Origin of the sequence: Nocardia nova NBRC 15556 (assembly GCF_001613005.1) — a bacterium.
GTDB classification, from domain to species: Bacteria; Actinomycetota; Actinomycetes; order Mycobacteriales; family Mycobacteriaceae; genus Nocardia; species Nocardia nova.
In genome coordinates, this window is the sequence record NZ_BDBN01000050.1 from 1 (window position 1) to 18,605 (window position 18,605).

18 protein-coding genes are annotated in these 18,605 nt (G+C 68.6%); 7 read left to right on the top strand and 11 right to left on the bottom strand.

Annotation, left to right across the window (positions count from 1 at the left end):
- Positions 1 to 492: hypothetical protein (locus NN2_RS37790; protein ID WP_063015480.1), on the top strand; the 492-nt coding region annotated here is incomplete at its 5' end.
- A gap of 12 nt (positions 493 to 504) precedes the next feature.
- On the opposite strand, the gene NN2_RS20180 is transcribed toward NN2_RS37790, so the two are convergent.
- Both NN2_RS20180 and NN2_RS20185 read right to left on the bottom strand, forming a co-directional pair.
- Positions 505 to 1,599 carry a methyltransferase gene (locus tag NN2_RS20180; protein WP_063015481.1) on the bottom strand — a complete coding sequence of 365 codons (1,095 nt, stop codon included), beginning with the start codon at positions 1,597 to 1,599 and terminating at the stop codon, positions 505 to 507.
- Between the two features lie 280 nt (positions 1,600 to 1,879).
- Positions 1,880 to 2,446 carry a helix-turn-helix domain-containing protein gene (locus tag NN2_RS20185; protein WP_063015482.1) on the bottom strand — a complete coding sequence of 189 codons (567 nt, stop codon included), beginning with the start codon at positions 2,444 to 2,446 and terminating at the stop codon, positions 1,880 to 1,882.
- A gap of 80 nt (positions 2,447 to 2,526) precedes the next feature.
- Here NN2_RS20185 and NN2_RS20190 point away from each other — a divergent pair, with 80 nt between their 5' ends.
- Complete coding sequence (locus NN2_RS20190) at positions 2,527 to 3,795, top strand: alpha/beta hydrolase family protein (RefSeq protein WP_063015483.1); 1,269 nt, start codon at positions 2,527 to 2,529, stop codon at positions 3,793 to 3,795.
- 50 nt (positions 3,796 to 3,845) lie between these two features.
- Here the strand turns inward: NN2_RS20190 and NN2_RS20195 are convergent, their stop codons facing one another.
- On the bottom strand, positions 3,846 to 4,451 hold the full coding sequence (locus tag NN2_RS20195; protein ID WP_063015484.1) for a TetR/AcrR family transcriptional regulator: 606 nt from the start codon (positions 4,449 to 4,451) through the stop codon (positions 3,846 to 3,848).
- A 91-nt stretch (positions 4,452 to 4,542) separates the two neighbouring features.
- On the opposite strand from NN2_RS20195, the gene NN2_RS20200 reads away from it, so the two are divergent.
- Entirely contained in the window at positions 4,543 to 5,004 is a 462-nt protein-coding gene (locus tag NN2_RS20200; protein ID WP_063015485.1) for a nuclear transport factor 2 family protein, read from the top strand.
- Positions 5,005 to 5,017: 13 nt separating this feature from the next.
- Here the strand turns inward: NN2_RS20200 and NN2_RS20205 are convergent, their stop codons facing one another.
- The 4 genes from NN2_RS20205 to NN2_RS20220 form a co-directional block, all read right to left on the bottom strand.
- Entirely contained in the window at positions 5,018 to 5,947 is a 930-nt protein-coding gene (locus NN2_RS20205) for a D-isomer specific 2-hydroxyacid dehydrogenase family protein (RefSeq protein ID WP_063015486.1), read from the bottom strand.
- Positions 5,944 to 6,915: a non-homologous end-joining DNA ligase gene (ligD, locus tag NN2_RS20210; RefSeq protein ID WP_063015487.1), complete on the bottom strand. Its 972-nt coding sequence runs from the start codon at positions 6,913 to 6,915 to the stop codon at positions 5,944 to 5,946. Before ligD ends, NN2_RS20205 begins: the two co-directional genes overlap by 4 nt.
- Before the next feature lie 57 nt (positions 6,916 to 6,972).
- Positions 6,973 to 9,087: a RecQ family ATP-dependent DNA helicase gene (locus NN2_RS20215; protein WP_063015488.1), complete on the bottom strand. Its 2,115-nt coding sequence runs from the start codon at positions 9,085 to 9,087 to the stop codon at positions 6,973 to 6,975.
- Between the two features lie 115 nt (positions 9,088 to 9,202).
- Entirely contained in the window at positions 9,203 to 10,090 is an 888-nt protein-coding gene (locus NN2_RS20220; protein WP_063015489.1) for an alpha/beta fold hydrolase, read from the bottom strand.
- A 149-nt stretch (positions 10,091 to 10,239) separates the two neighbouring features.
- Between NN2_RS20220 and NN2_RS20225 the strand changes: the two genes are divergently transcribed.
- Positions 10,240 to 10,719 (top strand): hypothetical protein, encoded by a 480-nt coding sequence (locus tag NN2_RS20225; RefSeq protein WP_030512770.1) that lies wholly within the window; start codon positions 10,240 to 10,242, stop codon positions 10,717 to 10,719.
- Positions 10,720 to 10,768: 49 nt separating this feature from the next.
- Here the strand turns inward: NN2_RS20225 and NN2_RS20230 are convergent, their stop codons facing one another.
- The 4 genes from NN2_RS20230 to NN2_RS20245 form a co-directional block, all read right to left on the bottom strand.
- Positions 10,769 to 11,992: an RtcB family protein gene (locus tag NN2_RS20230; RefSeq protein WP_063015490.1), complete on the bottom strand. Its 1,224-nt coding sequence runs from the start codon at positions 11,990 to 11,992 to the stop codon at positions 10,769 to 10,771.
- Between the two features lie 104 nt (positions 11,993 to 12,096).
- Positions 12,097 to 13,074, bottom strand: coding sequence for a LipP1 family hormone-sensitive lipase (gene lipP1 / locus NN2_RS20235; protein WP_082857135.1), 978 nt, complete (start codon positions 13,072 to 13,074; stop codon positions 12,097 to 12,099).
- Positions 13,075 to 13,117: 43 nt separating this feature from the next.
- A complete protein-coding gene (locus NN2_RS20240; RefSeq protein ID WP_063015492.1) occupies positions 13,118 to 13,879 on the bottom strand; it encodes a glucose 1-dehydrogenase in 762 nt (253 codons plus the stop codon).
- A gap of 109 nt (positions 13,880 to 13,988) precedes the next feature.
- Positions 13,989 to 15,116, bottom strand: a complete 1,128-nt coding sequence (locus tag NN2_RS20245) for an LLM class flavin-dependent oxidoreductase (protein ID WP_063015493.1) — start codon at positions 15,114 to 15,116, stop codon at positions 13,989 to 13,991.
- 153 nt (positions 15,117 to 15,269) lie between these two features.
- Between NN2_RS20245 and kstD the strand changes: the two genes are divergently transcribed.
- Genes kstD through NN2_RS20260 form a run of 3 tightly spaced genes read left to right on the top strand, consistent with a single transcriptional unit; the run spans position 15,270 to position 18,588 of the window.
- Complete coding sequence (gene kstD, locus NN2_RS20250) at positions 15,270 to 17,015, top strand: 3-oxosteroid 1-dehydrogenase (protein WP_063015494.1); 1,746 nt, start codon at positions 15,270 to 15,272, stop codon at positions 17,013 to 17,015.
- A gap of 2 nt (positions 17,016 to 17,017) precedes the next feature.
- On the top strand, positions 17,018 to 17,749 hold the full coding sequence (locus NN2_RS20255; RefSeq protein ID WP_063015495.1) for a glucose 1-dehydrogenase: 732 nt from the start codon (positions 17,018 to 17,020) through the stop codon (positions 17,747 to 17,749).
- A gap of 17 nt (positions 17,750 to 17,766) precedes the next feature.
- A complete protein-coding gene (locus NN2_RS20260; protein WP_063015496.1) occupies positions 17,767 to 18,588 on the top strand; it encodes an SDR family NAD(P)-dependent oxidoreductase in 822 nt (273 codons plus the stop codon).
- Positions 18,589 to 18,605: the final 17 nt, after the last annotated feature.

The window sequence follows — 18,605 nt, forward strand, 5'->3', positions numbered from 1 at the left end:
GCGGTGGACCGGGGCGCCGTGGGGACGGGCGCCCCGGGCACGGCCGCCGAACTGCACCCCGGAATACCCGACGGACACGAACTACTCGCCGCCTGCTGCGGCCATATCGGCGACCAGGCCGACGACCATCCGGTCACCCGGGCCGCCCGCCAACTGGCCGAACTCCACCTCGTCCGCCGTCGCTCCCCGGTGCGCGTAGCGGAGATCGACTGCCGTAGAAGGGAAATCGTCGTCCACATCGACCGCTGGGTCAGCGACCGCACCGGCGCCCCGGCGCATGCGCGGTCCCTCGGCGCGGCCGTCGACGGACTCGCCGCCGCGCAGGTGCGCGCCACGGTCCTGCTGTGCGACGCCGAGACGCTCGACGACGAACGAATCCGGGCCGCATGGTTTCTGGTCGGCTCCCTCGCCAATTGGTGGGGCGAACTGGTCGAGCAGCATGTCGGCAATGTCCGCCCGTATCCGCGCCGGCGGCCGCGCGGTCCGCGATAGCGCGGGCGGCCCTTATACCGGTCGCGCCTCGATCACGGATTCCGGTGACACCGTCTCGGTGATGCGGGTCAGCTCGAAACCGCAGCGCGCGAGCAGAGCGCGGTAGTCACCGGCGCTGCGCTCGCGGCCGCCGCTGTTGATCAACATCTCCAGGTCGGTGTACTTGCCCGGATGCGGCCGATTGTCCTGGGGCAGCACGATTTCCACGATGATCAGCCGGGCGGCCGGGGCCATCGCGGCGCGTACGGTGCGCAGGATCTGCTCGGCGCGCGCATCCGGCCAATCGTGAATCACGTGTTTGAGCAGATACGCGTCCGCGCCCGCGGGAACCGATTCGAAGAAGGACCCCGGCGCCACCTGGGCTCGCCCGTCGAACCCGGCGGCCGCGAACCGCTCCGCCGCACCGGCCACCACATCGGGCAGGTCGAACAGGATGCCCCGGGTGCCGGGTGCGCGCGAGAGGATCTCGGAGAGCATCGCGCCGCGTCCGCCGCCGACGTCCACGATCGTCGCAAAGCGCCCGAAATCGTAAGCGGCGAACAAGGATTCCGTGGTGAGCGATCCGATGCTGGTCATCGCGCGGTCGAACAGATCACCGAATCGACGGTCGGTGCGGATGTATTCGAAGAAGGGCGCCCCGTCCAGCTGTGGCCCCACCGGCTTGCCGGTCCGCACCGCATCGACCACATGTGTCCAATGCGCCCGGTGCGTGGCCGAGCCGAAGAACAGTGCGGCATCACGCAGCGATTCCGGGGAGCCGCTGCACAGCGCACGAGCGGGCGCGGTGAGCCCGTACCGTCCGTCGCGCCGCTGAGCGAAGATGCCGTGACTGATGAGCAGCCGCAACAGCCGGCGCAGCGCGTCCTCGTCCGCTCCCACACGCCGCGCCAGCTCGGCGCCGGTGAGCGGTCCCCGCGCCAGCTCATCGGCGATCCCCAGTGCCGCCGCCGCGTGAATCGCCTGCGCCAGCCACCCCGCCGCCAGCAACTCCATCAACGACAGCGGCGCCGGCGCCAACCGCCGATAGGCTTCGCCGAGCGCGTAGCGAACGGTCTCGACGGCCCGCACCACCGGCAGCGGCGGCAATTTCGGTAACCCGAACACCATGCACAACTCCTCCGATAGGCGGACAGGGTCGCGCTCCGCAGCCTACGGCGTAAAACGGAAACGCGGCCACCGTACCGCGGGGGACGGTGGAGACTGCGCGTAGCGGCAGGCTCTCCTCGGTCAGGTGTTGTCGGCGCTTGTGGTCGGGATGAAGCTGACTGCGGGGGCTCCGGCGTCGGTGTTGGTCGGATCAGGGCCCTCATCGGGGGGCGATTTCGGGCAGTGCGCGCGGATCGGGGAGTGGCCGGGGCATGGCACCCCATGCGGTGTCCGCTGCGCCTCACTCGGTGGTGCCGACCCCGTTCCGGCTCTCGGTGTGCGGGTGGCCGATCGGAAAAAGTATGGGGCTCAACAAATATTGTGTCCGGCCGTCGGCCGGCTCGTTGTGCAGGCGCGGAACGATCGCGGCACGCAAATCGGCGATGAGGTCCGCCAGCTCGTCCGGGTCGAGCCACAGGGCATGCTGGCGGTACCCGACGGAGTCGGTTGCGGGATCGGCGTTCTCGCGATCGAGATAGGCGTTGAACTCCGCGAGCAGGGTGGTCATCGCGGTGGTGAAGACGGCGCGATGCTCGTCATGGCTCGCGGCGGCCACCGCGTCGGTGTCGATGACGGCCCGCTCGCGGCGCAGCCGGTAATGCCGCTCCACCGCCCCGCGCACCCGCCGCTCCTCGGTCACCTCGAGAATCCCGCCGCCGGTCAGGAGATCCACGTGGCGATAGACCGTGGCCTTCGAGACGTCGGGAAGGCGCGCGCACAACTGCGCGGTGGTCAGCGTATGGCCGCCGGACATCGCGTGCACGATGCGCAGGCGCACCGGATGTGCCAGCAGTTCGATCGGTCCCATTGGCAAATCTTCTCATTCTTGCTATCTTTCTCAAAGTTGAGAACAATAGCGCCGCGATCTGCGGTGTAAGGGAGGACCCGATGAACCGCAACGATGCCGCAGTGGGTGAGGCCGTGGTCCGGATGCTGTGCGCGGGCCGATTCGGCGAGGCCTACGAGCATTTCGGGACTCCGCTGCGCGCACTGCTGTCGCCGGAAAACCTCACCGCCGCTTGGCATCGGGAGATCGGGCCGGGTGCGACGCCCGGTGCCGCGGAGGTTCGCGACGGCGTAGTGGCGGTGCCGGTCCCGGACCGGGAGGCGACGATCCTCATGTCGGTCGTGCGCGGGAAACTGAGCGGCCTGCGCATCGCGCACGATGTGCCGCCGTGGCAACCGCCGCACTACGCCGACTCGGCGGCGTTCGACGAGGAGGAGATCGCCCTCGAGACCGCGGTCGGTCCGGTCCCGGGCACGGTGAGCGTTCCGCGTCGAACCGCCACGCGGCATCCTGCGGTCGTATTGCTCAGTGGCGGTGGACCTTTCGATCGAGACGGTACAGCCGGTGCGAACAAGACGATGAAGGACATCGCCTGGGGCCTGGCGACCGGCGGGCTTGTCGTGCTGCGCTTCGACAAGCCGAGTCATCTCGAAGCGGCGCGCGGTGGGAACTGGGCGGACATCACTCCGACCGCCGATTACGTGCCGCCGGCGGTCGCGGCCGTGCGGGCCCTGCGGGCGCGTGCCGATGTCGATCCGTGCCGGATCTTCGTCCTCGGGCACAGCATGGGTGGCAGATACGCCCCGCGCGTCGCGGCGGCCGAACCGGCGATCGCCGGTGTGATCCTGCTGGCCGCCGATACTCAGCCGATGCAGCGCGCGGCCGTGCGCGTCGCCCGTTATCTGACGGCGGTCGCGCCGGAGTCCGCGCGAGCGGTGCTGCCGGATCCCGGGGAACTACTCGTCCAGGCCGAACGAGTGGAACGCGCCGATTTGTCCGAATCCACTCCGGCCGGTGAGTTGCCCCTGGGGCTGGCGGCCGGCACCTGGCTGGACCTGCGCGAATACGACCCGGTCGCCACCGCGCTCGCGGTGCGCAAGCCCATGTTCATCGCTCAGGGCGGACGCGATTATCAGGTCACCGTCGCCGACGATCTGGCCGGATGGCGGCAAGCTTTCGACGGCCGAGGCGACGTGGACATTCGCGTCTACGAATCCGACGACCACATGCTCTTCGCGGGAAGCGGTCCGTCCACGCCGTCGGATTACGAAGCGCCACAACATGTCGACGAGGCTGTGGTCGCCGACATCGCAGCCTGGGTGGCGGCGGCCGCGGAGGCGGGGGCCGAGGCGGCAAGCGGGCGATCGTAAGGGCGCGGCTGCCAGTCGGAACGAGGGACGCCGAATGGTTGGAGCTGAACTCAGCCCCGGCGCGCCCGTCGTTCGTTCGGTTCGCCGGGCCGAGCGGCCGAAAGTGTCCGAGCGGCCGAGGATTCCGCTACCGACGCGATCTCGGGGTCTCCGGTGATGCCCGCGGTGACGATGGCCCCCTCGGCGAGCAGGTAGATCGCGTCGGCGGCGTCGGTCCCGGTCGCGTCCACCCATTCGGCGATCATGGTGCGAAACGCCGCCTTGTGCGAGCGCACTTCCGCCAGCACGGCCGGGGAGTCGGCGCCGAGCTCACCGTGGATATTGATCCACGCGCAGCCGCGAAACCCGTTCTCGCCGAACCACTCCCGAAGCCACTCGAAGATCGCGAGCACTCGCCGCGTGGGGTCCTCGTACCGTTCGACATGCTCGGCCAGCGCCTGTCGCCACCGCTCGTCGCGGCGGCGCAGCATCGCCACGACGAGGTACTCCTTGGTGGGGAACATGGAGTAGATCCGCTTCAGCGACAGGCCGGACACTTCGCGGATCCGGTCCATGCCCACCGCCTGCACGCCGTGCGCGTACATCAACCGCTCGGCGGCGTCGAGCAGCGCCGTGCGGTCGGAGGCATTGCGTTCGGCGCTGAGCGCGGCGGGCATGGACCGGACTCCCTTGACATCGAGAACGTACGTTCCCTACTGTAACGCATCGGTGGAGAATGAACGTTCTCCGTTGAAAGGCAGGAATCCGATGTCCGAAACACGCCCGCCCTATCCGCCGTTCACCCTGGAAACCGCCGCACAGAAGGTGCAGGCGGCCGAGGATGCGTGGAACACCCGCGACCCGCAGCGGGTCGCGCTCGCGTACACCCCCGACTCGGCCTGGCGGAACCGGGACCAATTCATCACCGGCCGGGAGCAGATCGTCGAATTCCTGACCGCGAAGTGGGAACGCGAACTCGACTACGCGCTGCGCAAGAGCCTGTGGGGCTTCCGCGGAAACCGCATGGCCGTCCGGTTCCAGTACGAATGGCACGATCGTACCGGTCAGTGGTGGCGCAGCTACGGCAACGAGCTGTGGGAATTTACCGACCAGGGGTTGATGGCACGCCGGGAGGCGAGCATAAACGACGTGCCCATCACCGAGGCCGAACGCCGGATATTCGGTCCGCGCCCGGCCGAGCAGCACGGGGTCGACATCCCCCTGCGGTAGCCATCGGCGGTGATCAGTAACCGGCGGCCGGATCGATTCGGGCGATGAGCTCACGCCCTTGCGCGAAGCGGCGGACGTTCTCGGCGACGTGTTCGGCGAACGCGGCCGTCCGCAGCTGCGGCGGGTTGGAATCGTGCGGGGTGATGATCACATTCGGGAGGTCCCAGAGCGGATGGCCATCGGGGAGCGGTTCGGGATCGGTCACGTCCAGGCCCGCGCCGCCGATGGCGCCCTGCCGCAGTGCGGCGACCAGAGCCTCGGTGTCGATGAGCGAGCCACGGGCGACATTGACCACCCACGAATGCGGTTTCAGCTGAGCGAGTTCGTCTTTGCCGATCAGGTGCCGGGTGCCGTCGGTGGCGGGGGCGGCGACGACCACGTGATCGGCGCGAGCCCACACCTCCGAAAGCCGCTCCGCCGGAATCGTGTCCGCCACATTGGGAGCCTCGATCGGCCGGCCGGAGCGGCTGACGGCGATCACCCGGGCCCCGAACGGCTCCAGCATGGCGATGACCTCGCGACCGATACCGCCCGCGCCGACCACCGCGACGGTCGCCCCGCGCAGGGTCCCGATATGGGGGAAGAATTCGCCCTGCCGCCAGCTGTGGGCGCGGATATGTTCCGGCAGATACCGCACACCGGCGAGCAGCAGCGCCATCGTGCCCTCGGCAACACTTTTCGCGAAAGCACCCGCGGCCGAGGTGAACACCACATTCGGGCAGCGTTCGAAGATGCCGGCGGCGAAGAACTCCTCGACCCCGGCGGAGTACAGCTGCACCCATTCGATCGATGCGGGCAGGTCGGGGAATCCGTTCGGACCGCCGTCCCACACCAGCGCCCTGGCCTCACCCAGCTCCGCGAGTTGTGCTCCCGCGCCGGTGATCGCCTGTGCCACACGGTCGTCGGTTATCGGTGCCAGTGCGATGCGGGGTGCGCCCGTCATGCCTCGTGTGCTCCTTCGTCCTCGTCGAGGTCCACCTCGACCCGGTCGCGGTCCGCCCATTCCAGCAGCGTATTCAGGTCGAAGACCGCGTCGTCGATGCCCGCGTGCAGATCGCCGACTTCGGCGTAGCGGGCGGGGACGGTGTTGATCGTGAAGTCGTTCGGTTCGATATCGGGAATCTCGTTCCACCGCACCGGGGTCGAGACGGTCGCGGCCGCATTCCCGCGCACCGAGTAGGCGGCGGCGATGGTGTGATCGCGGGCGTTCTGGTTGTAGTCGACGAACAGCAGTGCCGGATCGCGGTCGCGGCGCCACCACGTCGTGGTCACATCATCGGGGGCGCGGCGCTCCACCTCCTGCGCGAAGGCCAGCGCGGCGCGGCGCACCTGCTGGAAGCCGTGCTCGGGGGCGATGCGCACGTAGATGTGCAGGCCGTGTCCGCCGGAGGTTTTGGGCCAGCCGACCGCGCCCAGCTCGTCGAGAACCTCGTGCGCGACCTCCGCGACGCGCTGAACCCGCGACCACGGGCAATCCGGCATCGGATCCAGATCGATGCGCCATTCGTCCGGCTTCTCGGTGTCGAAGCGGCGCGAGTTCCACGGATGGAACTCCACCGTCGACATCTGCACCGCCCAGATCACGTCCGCCAGTTCCCGCACGCACAGTTCGTCCGCATACCGGTTGTAGCGCGGAAAGTGCACGCGCACGGTCGGAATCCAGTCCGGCGCCCCCGCCGGCAGCCGCTTCTGATGTACCTTCCCGCCCGGCAATCCCTTCGGGAAGCGGTGCAGCATGCACGGCCGGTCCCGCAGGGCGTTGACGATCCCGTCGCCGACGCTCAGGTAGTACTGCACCAGATCGAGTTTCGTCGCCCCGAGTTCCGGGAAGTACACCCGATCGGGATTCGACACCCGCACCGTATGCTCGCCGACCGTCAACTCCACCGCCGGCGTCGACTTACTGGTCACCGGATCGACGATAGTGGGTGATCGATCGCCGGGCACTGTACGCGCCGCGTGCGGGCCTCACGTCGGGGTCGCCAGGGCGAAGGGGAGGACGGCGGGGGCGCCGGCGTGGCGGAGGGTGCGGGCCGCGAGGGTGAGGGTCCAGCCGGTGTCGGTGTGGGTGTCGACCAGCAGGACGGGAGTGTCGAGCCCGGTGAGGTCGGGGGTTTCCCACGAGTCGAACAGGGCTGCGACGCGGTGGGCGGAGTTGGCCGCCGACACCGGTGGCCGGTCGGGCCGGGTGTGCAGGACCCCGAGGTCGGTGAGACGGCCGATGCGCGCCAGGCGGGCGGCCAGGTCGGCGGCCAGCGCGGGATGCGTCGCCGATTGCAGTGCCATCACCGCTCCCGGGCGCTGCGTCCAATTCCATTCGCGCAGAACGGCGATGCAGGCGTCGACGATGTGGTCGGGTGCGGGGCCGTCGGGGGCGTCGAGCAGCGTTCGCAGGCGCTGGCCCCACCCCAGATCGCTGAGCCGGCCCAGCACCCGGCCCACCTCGGGGCCGTCGGAAATTTTGCCGGACAACGGAACTCCCAGCTTCGACAGCCCGGTCGGCCATTGCTTGCGGGGGAGCAGATCGATTCCGGGCCGGTCCAGCCGGGCGCGGATGGTGGCCACCTCGGCGGCGTCGACCGAGACGTCGAAACGGCGACCGGTGCAGTTGTCGCAGCGACCACACCCGGGCGCGTCCGGGGCGAGGCCCGGATCGTCGAGTTGGCGGCGCAGGAAGTTCATCCGGCACTCGGTGGTGCTCTGATACTTGAGCATGGCGTTCTGTTCCGCTTCGCGCGCCCGGTCGAGGCGCTCGTAGCGCTCGGTGTCGTAGGTCCACGGTTGCCCGGTGGCCAGCCAGCCGCCGCGCACCCGCCGCACGGCGCCGTCCACATCCAGCACCTTGAGCACCATCTCCAACCGCGACCGGCTCAGTTCCACCAGCGGTTCGAGGGCCACCGTGGACAGGGGCCGTTCGTAGTCCAGCGCGGCCAGCACCGACCGCACCACCTGCTCCCGCGGAAAGGCCACGGAGGCAAAGTAATTCCAGATCCGCCGGTCCTCGGGACCGGGCAACAGGATGACCTCCGCGCGGTTGGAAGGGCCGGAACCGCTCGCGACCAGTCCGCGTCCGGCGCGGCCGACCTGCTGGTAGTAGGCGATGGGGGAGGAGGGGGCGCCGACGTGGACCACGAAGCCGAGGTCGGGTTTGTCGAAGCCCATGCCGAGCGCCGACGTGGCGACCAGCGCCTTGACGTCGTTGTCCAGCAGGGCCTGTTCGAGGGTTTCGCGTTCCCCGGGTTCGGTGCGGCCGGTGTAGGCCGCAACGGGGTAGCCGTGGTCGGCGAGGACGTCGGCCAAGTCGTGGGCGGCCGCGACGGTGAGGGTGTAGATGATTCCGGAGCCGGGCAGCTCGCCCAGTTGCCGGCTGAGCCAGGTGGTGCGCTGGACGGCGTCGTCGATCCGCACGACGGACAGATGCAGCGACTCCCGGTCCAGGGTGCCGCGCAACACCAGGGTGTCGGTGCCGATCTGCGTGGCGACGTCGGTGACCACGCGGTCGTTGGCGGTCGCGGTGGTCGCCAGCACCGGGATGTCCTCGCCGAGGTCGGCGATCAGGGTGCGGATGCGGCGGTAGTCGGGGCGGAAATCGTGGCCCCAGTCGGAGATGCAGTGCGCCTCGTCGACCACGACCAGGCCGGCGTCGGCGGCCAGTTTGGGCAGCACCGAATCGCGGAAATCGGGATTGTTCAACCGTTCCGGACTGACGAGCAGCACATCGACCTCACCGGCGGCGACCCGCTGATGGATCTCGTCCCATTCGGTGACGTTGCCGGAGTTGATCGTCTCCGCGATCACGCCCGCCCGGCGCGCGGCGGCGACCTGGTTGCGCATCAACGCCAGCAGCGGTGACACGATCACCGTCGGCCCGCGCCCCTGCGACCGCAGCAACCGGGCGGCGATGAAGTACACCGCCGATTTGCCCCAGCCGGTGCGCTGGACGACGAGCGCCCGCCGCCGCTGGACGACCAGCGCTTCGATGGCCGTCCACTGATCCTCGCGCAGCCGCGCCTCGGGCCCGGCCAGCTCGCGCAGCAGGGATTCGGCGGATTCGCGCAGCTCGGTGGTAGTCACGCGCTCCATCGTGCCCGACCCCTCCGACACCTGGCCACCATCCGGCTACAGCCGCACCCCGTGCCCGGAAACTCGGTCCGAGAACCGGCCGGCCTGGCGGAGGACCGCCCGGTCACGGCGGTATCTAACCGGTTTCGGCGGCCAGCGCCAGCAGCCGGTCCCGGACGAGGTCCGGTCGCTCCTCCGGGATGAAATGCCCGCAGCCGTGGACATATTCGACGGTGTAGTCGTCGGCCCGCGCGGTCTCCGCGGCCGCCAGCGCCGGGTGGATGGCCGCGTCGCCGGTGCCGAACAGCGCCCGGATCGGGATCGTCGCGCGGCGGCGTTCCGGATGGCGGGCGGCGGGAAGTTCCCGCAACCAGAAGGTGCGGTAGGTGTCGGTGGCCGCGCGGGCCACCGCCGGATCGCGGAACCGCTCGCCGTAGATCCGGGCGAGTTCCGGGGTGAACGTGCGCCGGGCCTCGGCGTCGAGCCGCAACAGGCGATCGACGAACGGCGTGTACCGCTGCAACGGCACGCCGAATGTGGCCACGAGCGGCTGGTACATCAGGAAGCGCCACGCATGCGGCGCGAAGGTCTTGGCGGTGATCCACGGGTGCGCGATATTGAGCGGCAGATAGCCCTCGAACCGCTCCGGCTCCCGCAGCACCATGAGGAATCCGACGAACCCGCCCCAGTCGTGACCGGCGAGCAGCAGCCGGGACAGTTCGAGCTCGTCCACCAGCGCCAGCAGATCGGAGGCGACGTCCTCCTTGGCCCAGCGATGCGGAGGTGGTCCGGACCATCCGTACCCCGGCAGATCCGGGGCGATGAGGCGCAGCCCGGCGGGAGGATCGGCGAGCAGATGCCGATAGGCGTAGTGGTGCTGAGGCCATCCGTGCAGCAGCAGCACCGGCCGGCCGTCGGGCACACCGGCCTCGGTGACGTGGAATCGCACGCCGCGGGCCTCGATGAAACTGCGGCGCACTCCGGGAATTTCGGGCGGTCGGGCAGATCCGGATGTCGAGGGCATAGCCGATGCTAACCATCGGCAACCCGGGACCGCCACGCCACGAACGTTTTCCGCCCGGCGTCGGGCATTTTCGGCCGCGAGGCAGGACAATGAGGGCGATCGGACTGCGAGGTCCACTGGCATGCGCGGGAATGCGGGAGGAACGGGCGATGGCCAAGAAGTTCGAATCACCTGCGGATTGGGCCCCACCGGGGGCGCAGTTCCAAAGCCGCGGTGTCACCAGCCGGACCCTCTCGGGCGTGTTGTTCGGGCTGATCGTGACGCCCATCGGAATCGCGTTCGCCGCCAAGGGGGGAGCCGATATCCGATACTGGGTCATCGTCGGTGCGGTGACCGATCGCTGGACCGCGGCGCTGGAGATCTTCGGCGGTTCCCTGCTCTTGTTGTTCGTCGCCGCGATGGCAGCCTTCTCGCCGGTCGGCACGATCGTGGCCAGTCTGGTGTGGGGGATCTTCCCCGGTGTGCTGCACCTGCTGTACCCGGACGACACCTTCCGCCTGATCGGCGACCTCCCCTTCACCGACGCCACGATGCAGGTGGCGCTGCACTCCTGGGTGACCTACGGCTTCGCCCTCATCTCGGGCATGATGCTGCTGGGCGCGGGCATGGTCGGAGTGCTGCGCAAATGACTCCGGTCGTTCCGGCATGCCGACCCGGCATGCCGGAACGAATCCGCATTCAGCCCTTCACGCACAGCACCTGACGCAGCGTCGCGACCACGTCGACCAGATCGCTCTGCGCCGCGATCACGGTGTCGATGTCCTTGTAGGCCGCGGGGATCTCGTCGATCACCCCGGCGTCCTTGCGCGACTCCACGCCGTCGGTCTGCGCGATCAGATCCGCGACGGTGAACTGCCGTTTGGCCGCATTGCGGCTCATGCGGCGGCCCGCACCGTGCGATGCGGACTGGAACGAGGCGGGATTTCCCTTGCCCCGCACCACATACGAGCGGGTACCCATGGATCCGGGGATCAGAGCGAGGTCACCGGCCCCGGCCCGCACCGCGCCCTTGCGGGTCACCAGCATCGGCATGCCGTCGATGATCTCTTCCGACACGTAGTTGTGGTGGCAGGAGATGGGCTCGTCGAAACGTACCGCCAGCGAATCGAATTCGTCACGCACCGCACCACACACCAGGTCGAGCATCACCGCCCGATTGCGCGCCGCGTACTCCTGCGCCCAGGTGAGGTCGCGCCGGTAGGCATCCATTTCCGGTGTGCCGGAAAGGAATACCGCCAGATCGCGATCCGGCAGGTCCCGGTTCTGCGGCAGGGTGCGTGCCACGGCGATATGCCGCTCCGCCAGTTCCTTGCCGATATTGCGGCTTCCGGAGTGCAGCAGAATCCACACGCGCTGTTCGGTGTCGAGGCAGACCTCGATGAAGTGGTTGCCGCCGCCGAGAGTGCCCATCTGCTTGTGCGCCTTGGACTCTCGCTGCTGCACCGCCGGGTCGAGATCGCCGAACCGGCTCCAGAACGCGGACCATCCGGCCCGCAGCGTGGCGCCGGTCGCCCGGCGGCCGTGCACGTCCATCTGCAGGCGAGTGACCTTCACCGGCTCCTTGTGCGCGTTGAATCCGACCGGAACGGCCGCCTCGATGCGCGAACGCAGCGAATGCAGATCGTCCGGCAGATCGGAGGCGGTCAGCGAGGTCGCGACCGCTTCCATCCCGCAGCCGATGTCGACGCCGACTGCGGCCGGGGCGACGGCGTCCTTCATGGCGATGACGGACCCGACCGTGGCTCCCTTACCGAGATGCACGTCGGGCATCACGCGGACGCCGTAGACCCATTCCAGTTGGGCGAGGGTGCGCAGCTGCTGCAGCGCGGCCGGCTCGACCTCGTGCTCGTGGGCCCACATGAGCGTCTGCGCCTTGGTGCCGCGCAGCTCGACGGGAAACATGATCCGATCCTTTCGTGAACGAACTCTCCCTGTTCACGGTAGGGATCTCGGGGCGAGGACGCACTCGAATATTCGATCGGTTGCCCGCCGCGGGCGACCGCGCGTCAGCCCATCGGCCGGAACCTCCGCTGGACGGTCACGGCGTGCTCCCTGCGCGCAGCGAACGCCCGGCGCAGTGCCGCGAAGGCGCGTTCGTTCGCGGTGGCGGTGTCGGGCAGCACATCGCCCATGGTCATGAAGCCGTGGAACATGCCCTCGTAGCGGTGCACCTCGACCGGGACACCGGCCGCGGCCAGGTGTGCGCCGTAGGCCTCGCCCTCGTCACGCAGTGGGTCGTACTCCGCGGTGGCGATATGCGCCGGAGGCAGCCCGGCCGGATCCGCCAGCAGGGGCGCCGCGTACGGATCGGTGCCGTCGGCATCGCCGAGGTACTGCTCCCAGTACCAGCGCAGATGATCGTCGGTGACGAAATAGCCCTGTGCGTTGTCCCGGTACGACGCGCCGGCGCGCGTCGGGTCCAGCATCGGATACATCAGCAGCTGCGCTGCCACCGCCGGGCCGCCCAGATCGCGCGCCATCAGGGCCGCGACCGCCGCCAGATTGCCGCCCGCGCTGTCCCCGGCCACGGCGATCCGGGTGGGGTCGCCGCCGTATCGCGCGATGGCCGCGCCGATCCAGCACAGCACGGCGTACGCGTCCTGTGCGGCGGCCGGGAACCGATGTTCCGGGGCTTGCCGGTAATCCACCGAAACCACCAGTGCGCCGGTCTCGTTCGCCATCGTCCGGCAGAACTGATCGTGGCTGTCGAGACTGCAGATCACGAAGCCACCACCATGGCAGAACAGCACGACCGGCAGCGGCTCGGCGCCACCCCGCGGGGTGTACACCCGCACCGGGATGTCGACCTCACCAGGGCCGGGGACGGTCGAATCCCGCACCGTCGCAACCGGAATCGGCACAACCGGCGCAGCGGGGCGAGACGCGAGCTGTCGCCGGGCCTGGACCGCGTCGAGCACTTCGGTCCCGAGCTTGGGAAACGCGGCGGTCGCCGCATCGACCACCGCGCGTGTATGCGGCGTCATCGGCATGGGCTACCGCCCGTCGCCCCGTAAGCGTTCGGCCTGCTCACGGCGCCTCCTGCGGCTCCGGAGGCATGAACTTTCCGGCGGCGAGTCCGCCGTCGACGGTGACTTCCGCGCCGGTGACATACGATGATGCGTCCGAGGCGAGGAAGGCGACCAGTTCCGCGACCTCCTCCGGCACGCCGGTGCGCTGCAGCGGCAGGGTCGGGAAGCTGCCCGGGCCGGTGGTCAGATACGGGACCATCGGGGTCGCGATCGGGCCGGGGTGGACGGAGTTGACGCGAATTCCCTTGGGCCCCAGTTCGAGTGCCGCGGTCTTGGTGAGACCGCGCAGCCCCCATTTGGAGCTGCCGTACGCGGAGTGGCCCATCAGCCCCTCGAGCCCGGCCTGCGACGAGATGTTCACGATCGACCCGCCCGCCCCGGACATCGGCCCCACGACCGACCGGATGCCTCGGAACGCGCCCACCAGATTGACCTGGAGAATCTTCTCGAGCTCTTCCGGCGTGGTGTCGGTGAGCGGTTTCGCGGTGTAGATCGCGGCGTTGTTCACCAGTACGTTCAGCGCACCGAATTCCGAAAGAGCCACGGCGACAGCGGCATTCCAATCGTCGGCGGAGGTGACGTCGTGGCGGACGAAGCGCGCCGCCTCGCCGAGCTCGTCGGCCAACTGCTTTCCGTCGGCGTCGAGAACGTCGGTGAGCACGACCCGCGCACCGCGTTCGACGAACAGGCGTGCCTCCGCCGCGCCCTGCCCGCGTGCCGCGCCGGTGATCAACGCGACTTTGCCTGTGAGATCGACCATTCGACTTCTCCTCCTCGAAAATATGCCGAGATCCTGCGCCGCATGCGGCGTACTCGGCTCGCGGCAGTCTCGATGAGCGAGATCGGCGCGTGGTTCGGCTGTGACGGGTTCACTGATTCCGGAAGTGCGGGATGACCTTTTCGCCCCAGTGCCGGATCGTCTCGAGGCATGCCTCCTGAGGCACCGTGCCCATCTGGATCAGGCACAGGATCTCGTCGGCGCCGGCATCGCGCAGGCGTTCGACGTAGGCGATCGCGTCCTCCGGGCTGCCGTAGGCGTGGTCGGCGTTGAACACCGAGGTCGACCCCGCATTCACCGGAATCTTGGCCTCGTGCAGGTAGGCGACGTGCTCGTCGGCGGCCTCCTTGATCCGCGCCACCTCGTCCACGGTGGGATCGACGGCCTCGTCCGGCACCGGGCCCGCGCCGTAGTAGTGCTTGATCGACTGCGCGAAGAACCGCTGGCCGCGCGCGCCGATCTGCTGCGCCCGCTCCCGGTCGTCGAGCACGATGGTGGGGCACAGGGCGGCGAAGTGGTCGTTGGTCACCGTCGAGACGAACCGCTCACCGGTGCGGGCCGCGATCGCCTCGTCGTAGGTGCGGCGCAGTTCCGCGATTTCCGCCACACCCGCGAAACCCAGTACCAGAGCGCCGATTCCGTAGTCGGCGGCCAGCTTAAGGGTGTCCTTCTTGGTGCATGCCATGAACAGCGGCGGATGCGGTCGCTGCACCGGACGCGGCAGCAGCGCGTGCGGCTCGATGTCGAGCAGGTCGCCGTGATACTCGAAGTCGCCTTCGGGTTCTTGCCACGCGGTGCCGATCATCCGCAGCGACTCCTCGACCTCGGCATAGGTGCGTGCCGGGTCCACCCCGCACATGGAGGTCTCGACCGGTGTCGCACCGCGCCCGGCCCCCAGATTCAGCCGGCCGCCGGAGAGCACGTCCAGCATGGCCGCACGCTCGGCCGCGCGCACCGGATGGTTGAAGTTGAAGGGCATGCACACCACGCCGTGGCCGATCCGGATGCGCTGTGTCTTGGCCGCCACCCAGGTCAGGAAGATCTCGGGGGCGCTCATATGCGCGTACCACTTGAGCCCGTGGTGCTCGACGGCCCAGACGGTGTCGAAGCCCATCTCGTCGGCCAGCACGGCTTGCTCCACACAGTCGCGCAGCACCTGCGCCTCGTGCTCGGCGGTCGGATCGGTCATCTGGGCTTCGAAGATCATCGAGAACTTCATCCGCGTGCTCCCTGTCGTCGCGAGTATGCCTAATCGAAATAGTCCTTTCCGGACCCGCACTGGTCAGCCCGAAGTCCCGCTGGTCGGGACCGTGCCGTGTCGGCGCGGCCGAGCGGCCATAGCGTCGAATGCAACGACGGGGAAGAAGGACGGATGACACAGGAATTCGAATTCGACGTGGTGGTCGTCGGCTCGGGCGCGGCCGGTATGACCGCGGCATTGACCGCCGCCTATCGCGGGCTGTCGGTGACGCTGATCGAGAAGAGCCGCAGCTTCGGCGGATCCACCGCGCGCTCCGGTGGCGGTATCTGGATCCCGAACAATCCGGTGTTGCAGGCCGCGGGTGTGCCGGACAGTCCCGAACTGGCTCGGACATATCTGAAAGCCGTTGTGGGCGACCGCGTTCCGGAGGAAAAACAGCGTGCCTTCCTCGATCACGGGCCGGAGATGATGCGCTACATCGGGGCGCGCAGCAAGTACTGGCAGTTCGTCTACGACCGCGGCTACTCCGACTACCACCCCGAATTCCCGGGCGGGCTGGCTCAGGGACGCAGCATCGAACCGGCTCCGATCGACGGCCGGCTGCTCGGTGGTGATCTGCACAAGATCAACCAGCCCACCATGTCGGGGCCGAAGGGAATCGCCTTCACCGTCAGCGACTTCCACGATCTGAACATGATCGCCCGTACCTGGGCGGGTAAGCGCACCGCGATGAAGGTGGGGGCGCAGGCCGTGGCGAACAAGCTGCGCGGCCGGCTGCCGCTGAGCCTGGGCAAGGCCCTGGCCGCGCGGCTGTGGCTGTCACTGCGCGACGCCGGGGTGCCGGTGTGGCTGAACACCCCGCTGACCGAGCTGGTCGCCGAGGCCGGCGCGGTGGTCGGGGTGCGCGCCGAACACCAGGGCGTTCCGGTGCTGATCAAGGCGCGTCGTGGTGTGGTGCTGGCGGCGGGCGGTTTCGAACACAACCTGGAGATGCGCAAGCAGTACATCTCCGGGCCGCAGTCCACCGATTGGACGGTCGGCGCCACCGAGAACGTCGGCGAGGGCATCGTCGCGGGCCAGAAGGCGGGCGGCGCGGTCGATCTCATGGACGACGCGTGGTGGGGACCCTCGGTGCGCAACCCCGAGGGGCCGCCGTTCTTCTGCCTCGCCGAACGCGCGCAACCCGGCGGCATCATGGTCAATCACGCCGGGGAACGGTTCGTCAACGAGTCGGCGCCGTATGTGAATGTCGTGCACACCATGTACGAGCAGCAGGCCGCAGGGGTGGACCACATCCCGGCGTACTTCATCATGGATCAGACCTTCCGGGACCGGTATCTGTTCCTCGGCAATTTCCCGAAGCGCCCGATTCCGCGGAAGTATCTCGACGCCGGAATCATCACCCAGGCCGATACCCTCGAGCAGCTGGCGAACAAGATCGGCGTTCCCGCGGCGGCGTTGGCGGCCACGGTGCAGCGCTTCAACGGTTTCGCCCGCAGCGGGCGCGACGAGGATTACGGTCGCGGCGATTCCGCCTACGACCGGTATTACGGCGATCCCACCGTGCAGCCGAATCCCTGTCTGGCCCCGCTCGAGCGAGGGCCGTTCTACGCCGTGGAAATGGTGCCCGGCGACCTGGGCACCAAGGGCGGGCTGTGCACCGACGAATATGCCCGCGTGCTCGACGGACAGAACGCGCCGATCGCGGGTTTGTATGCGGCGGGCAACAATTCGGCGTCGGTCATGGGTAACGACTACGCGGGCGCGGGCGCGACGATCGGGCCCGCCATGGTCTTCGGGTACATCGCCGCCAACCATCTCGCCGACGCCCGCGAACCGCAGACCGCGGCCGCCGCATCGGCCTCGAAGCGGGTGACCAACGGCCGCAAGCCCGCCGCACGCACGGGACAGGAGTGACCATGGGCAGGATCGACGGTAAAACGGTCGTCGTCACCGGCGCAGCCCGGGGAATGGGCGCGGCGTTCGCGCAGCGGCTCGTCTCCGAAGGCGCCTCCGTCGTGATCACCGATGTGCTGGCGGAGGAGGGCAAGCAGACCGCCGCACGACTGGGCGAGGCGGCGCTGTTCCTCACCCACGACGTGACCGACGAAGCCGCGTGGAACGACGTTGTCGCGCAGGCGGAATCGGCGTTCGGACCCGTCTCGGGCCTGGTCAACAATGCCGGCATCGTGCATGTGGATCCGATCGAAACCCTCGCCGAAGCCGACTACCGCAAGGTGATCGACGTCAATCAGGTCGGTGTCTTCCTGGGTATGAAGGCCGTTGTCGGATCGATGCGGCGGGCCGGTGGCGGGTCGATCGTGAACATCTCCTCGGTCGGCGGGATCATCGGCTTCTCCAACATCCTCGGTTACACCGCCTCCAAATGGGCGGTGCGCGGCATGACCAAAACCGCGGCACAAGAGTTCGGCCCCATGGGAATTCGCGTCAACTCGGTGCATCCGGGTGTGGTGATGACCGAAATGACCACCGATTCGGCGCGGTCGAATTCGATGTTCCACGATCAGCCGTTGGCGCGTCCCGGCACTCCCGAGGAATTGGCGAATCTCGTGCTGTTCCTCATTTCCGACGAGTCCGGTTACAGCACCGGTTCGGAATTCGTCGCCGACGGCGGATTCACCTCCCACTGACACAAAGGATTTCCGCGGTGAAGAATTTCGCAGGTAAGACCGCCGTGATCACCGGCGCCGGCGCCGGCATCGGCCGTGCGGTGGCATTGGAGCTGGCCGGCCACGGCGCGCGCCTGGCCCTGTCCGGCCGCAATATCGACAATGTCGCCGAGACCGCCGCACTGTGTGAGAAGAAGGGCGCACACGCTCGCGCCTACCGTCTCGACGTCACCGACCGCGACGCGGTGTACGCCCACGCCGACCAGGTGGCCGGCGATTTCGGTGGGGTGAACATCGTGGTCAACAACGCGGGTGTGTCGCTGACCGCCAGCACCGAAGAGGTCAGCTGGGACGATTTCGAATGGATCGTCAACATCAACTTCTGGGGCGTGGCCTACGGGACGAAAGCCTTTCTTCCGCACGTGATCGCGTCCGGTGACGGCGCGATCGTCAATGTGTCGAGTATGTTCGGCCTGGCCGCGTGCCCGACCCAGGGTGCCTACAACGCGACGAAGTTCGCGATCCGGGGCTTCACCGACGCGTTGCGCCAGGAGATGAAGATCGCCGGGCACAACGTCGCGGTGAGCTGCGTCCATCCCGGCATGATTCGGACCGAGATCGCGTGGAAGGCGCGCGCGGGCGCCACCCGGGACCGCGATGCGCTGGCCGCCAACTTCGACCGGCTCGCCAAGACCAGTCCGGAGCAGGCCGCCAAGGCGATCGTCGACGGCATTCGCAAGGACAAGGCGAAGGTGCTGATCGGCAACGACGCCCGGATGATCGACCTGCTGCCGCGGATCTTCGGTTCCGGATATCAGAAGATCCTCACCGCGCAGATGCGCAACGAAGTTGGCAAGTAGCCCACTCGCGGCCGGGC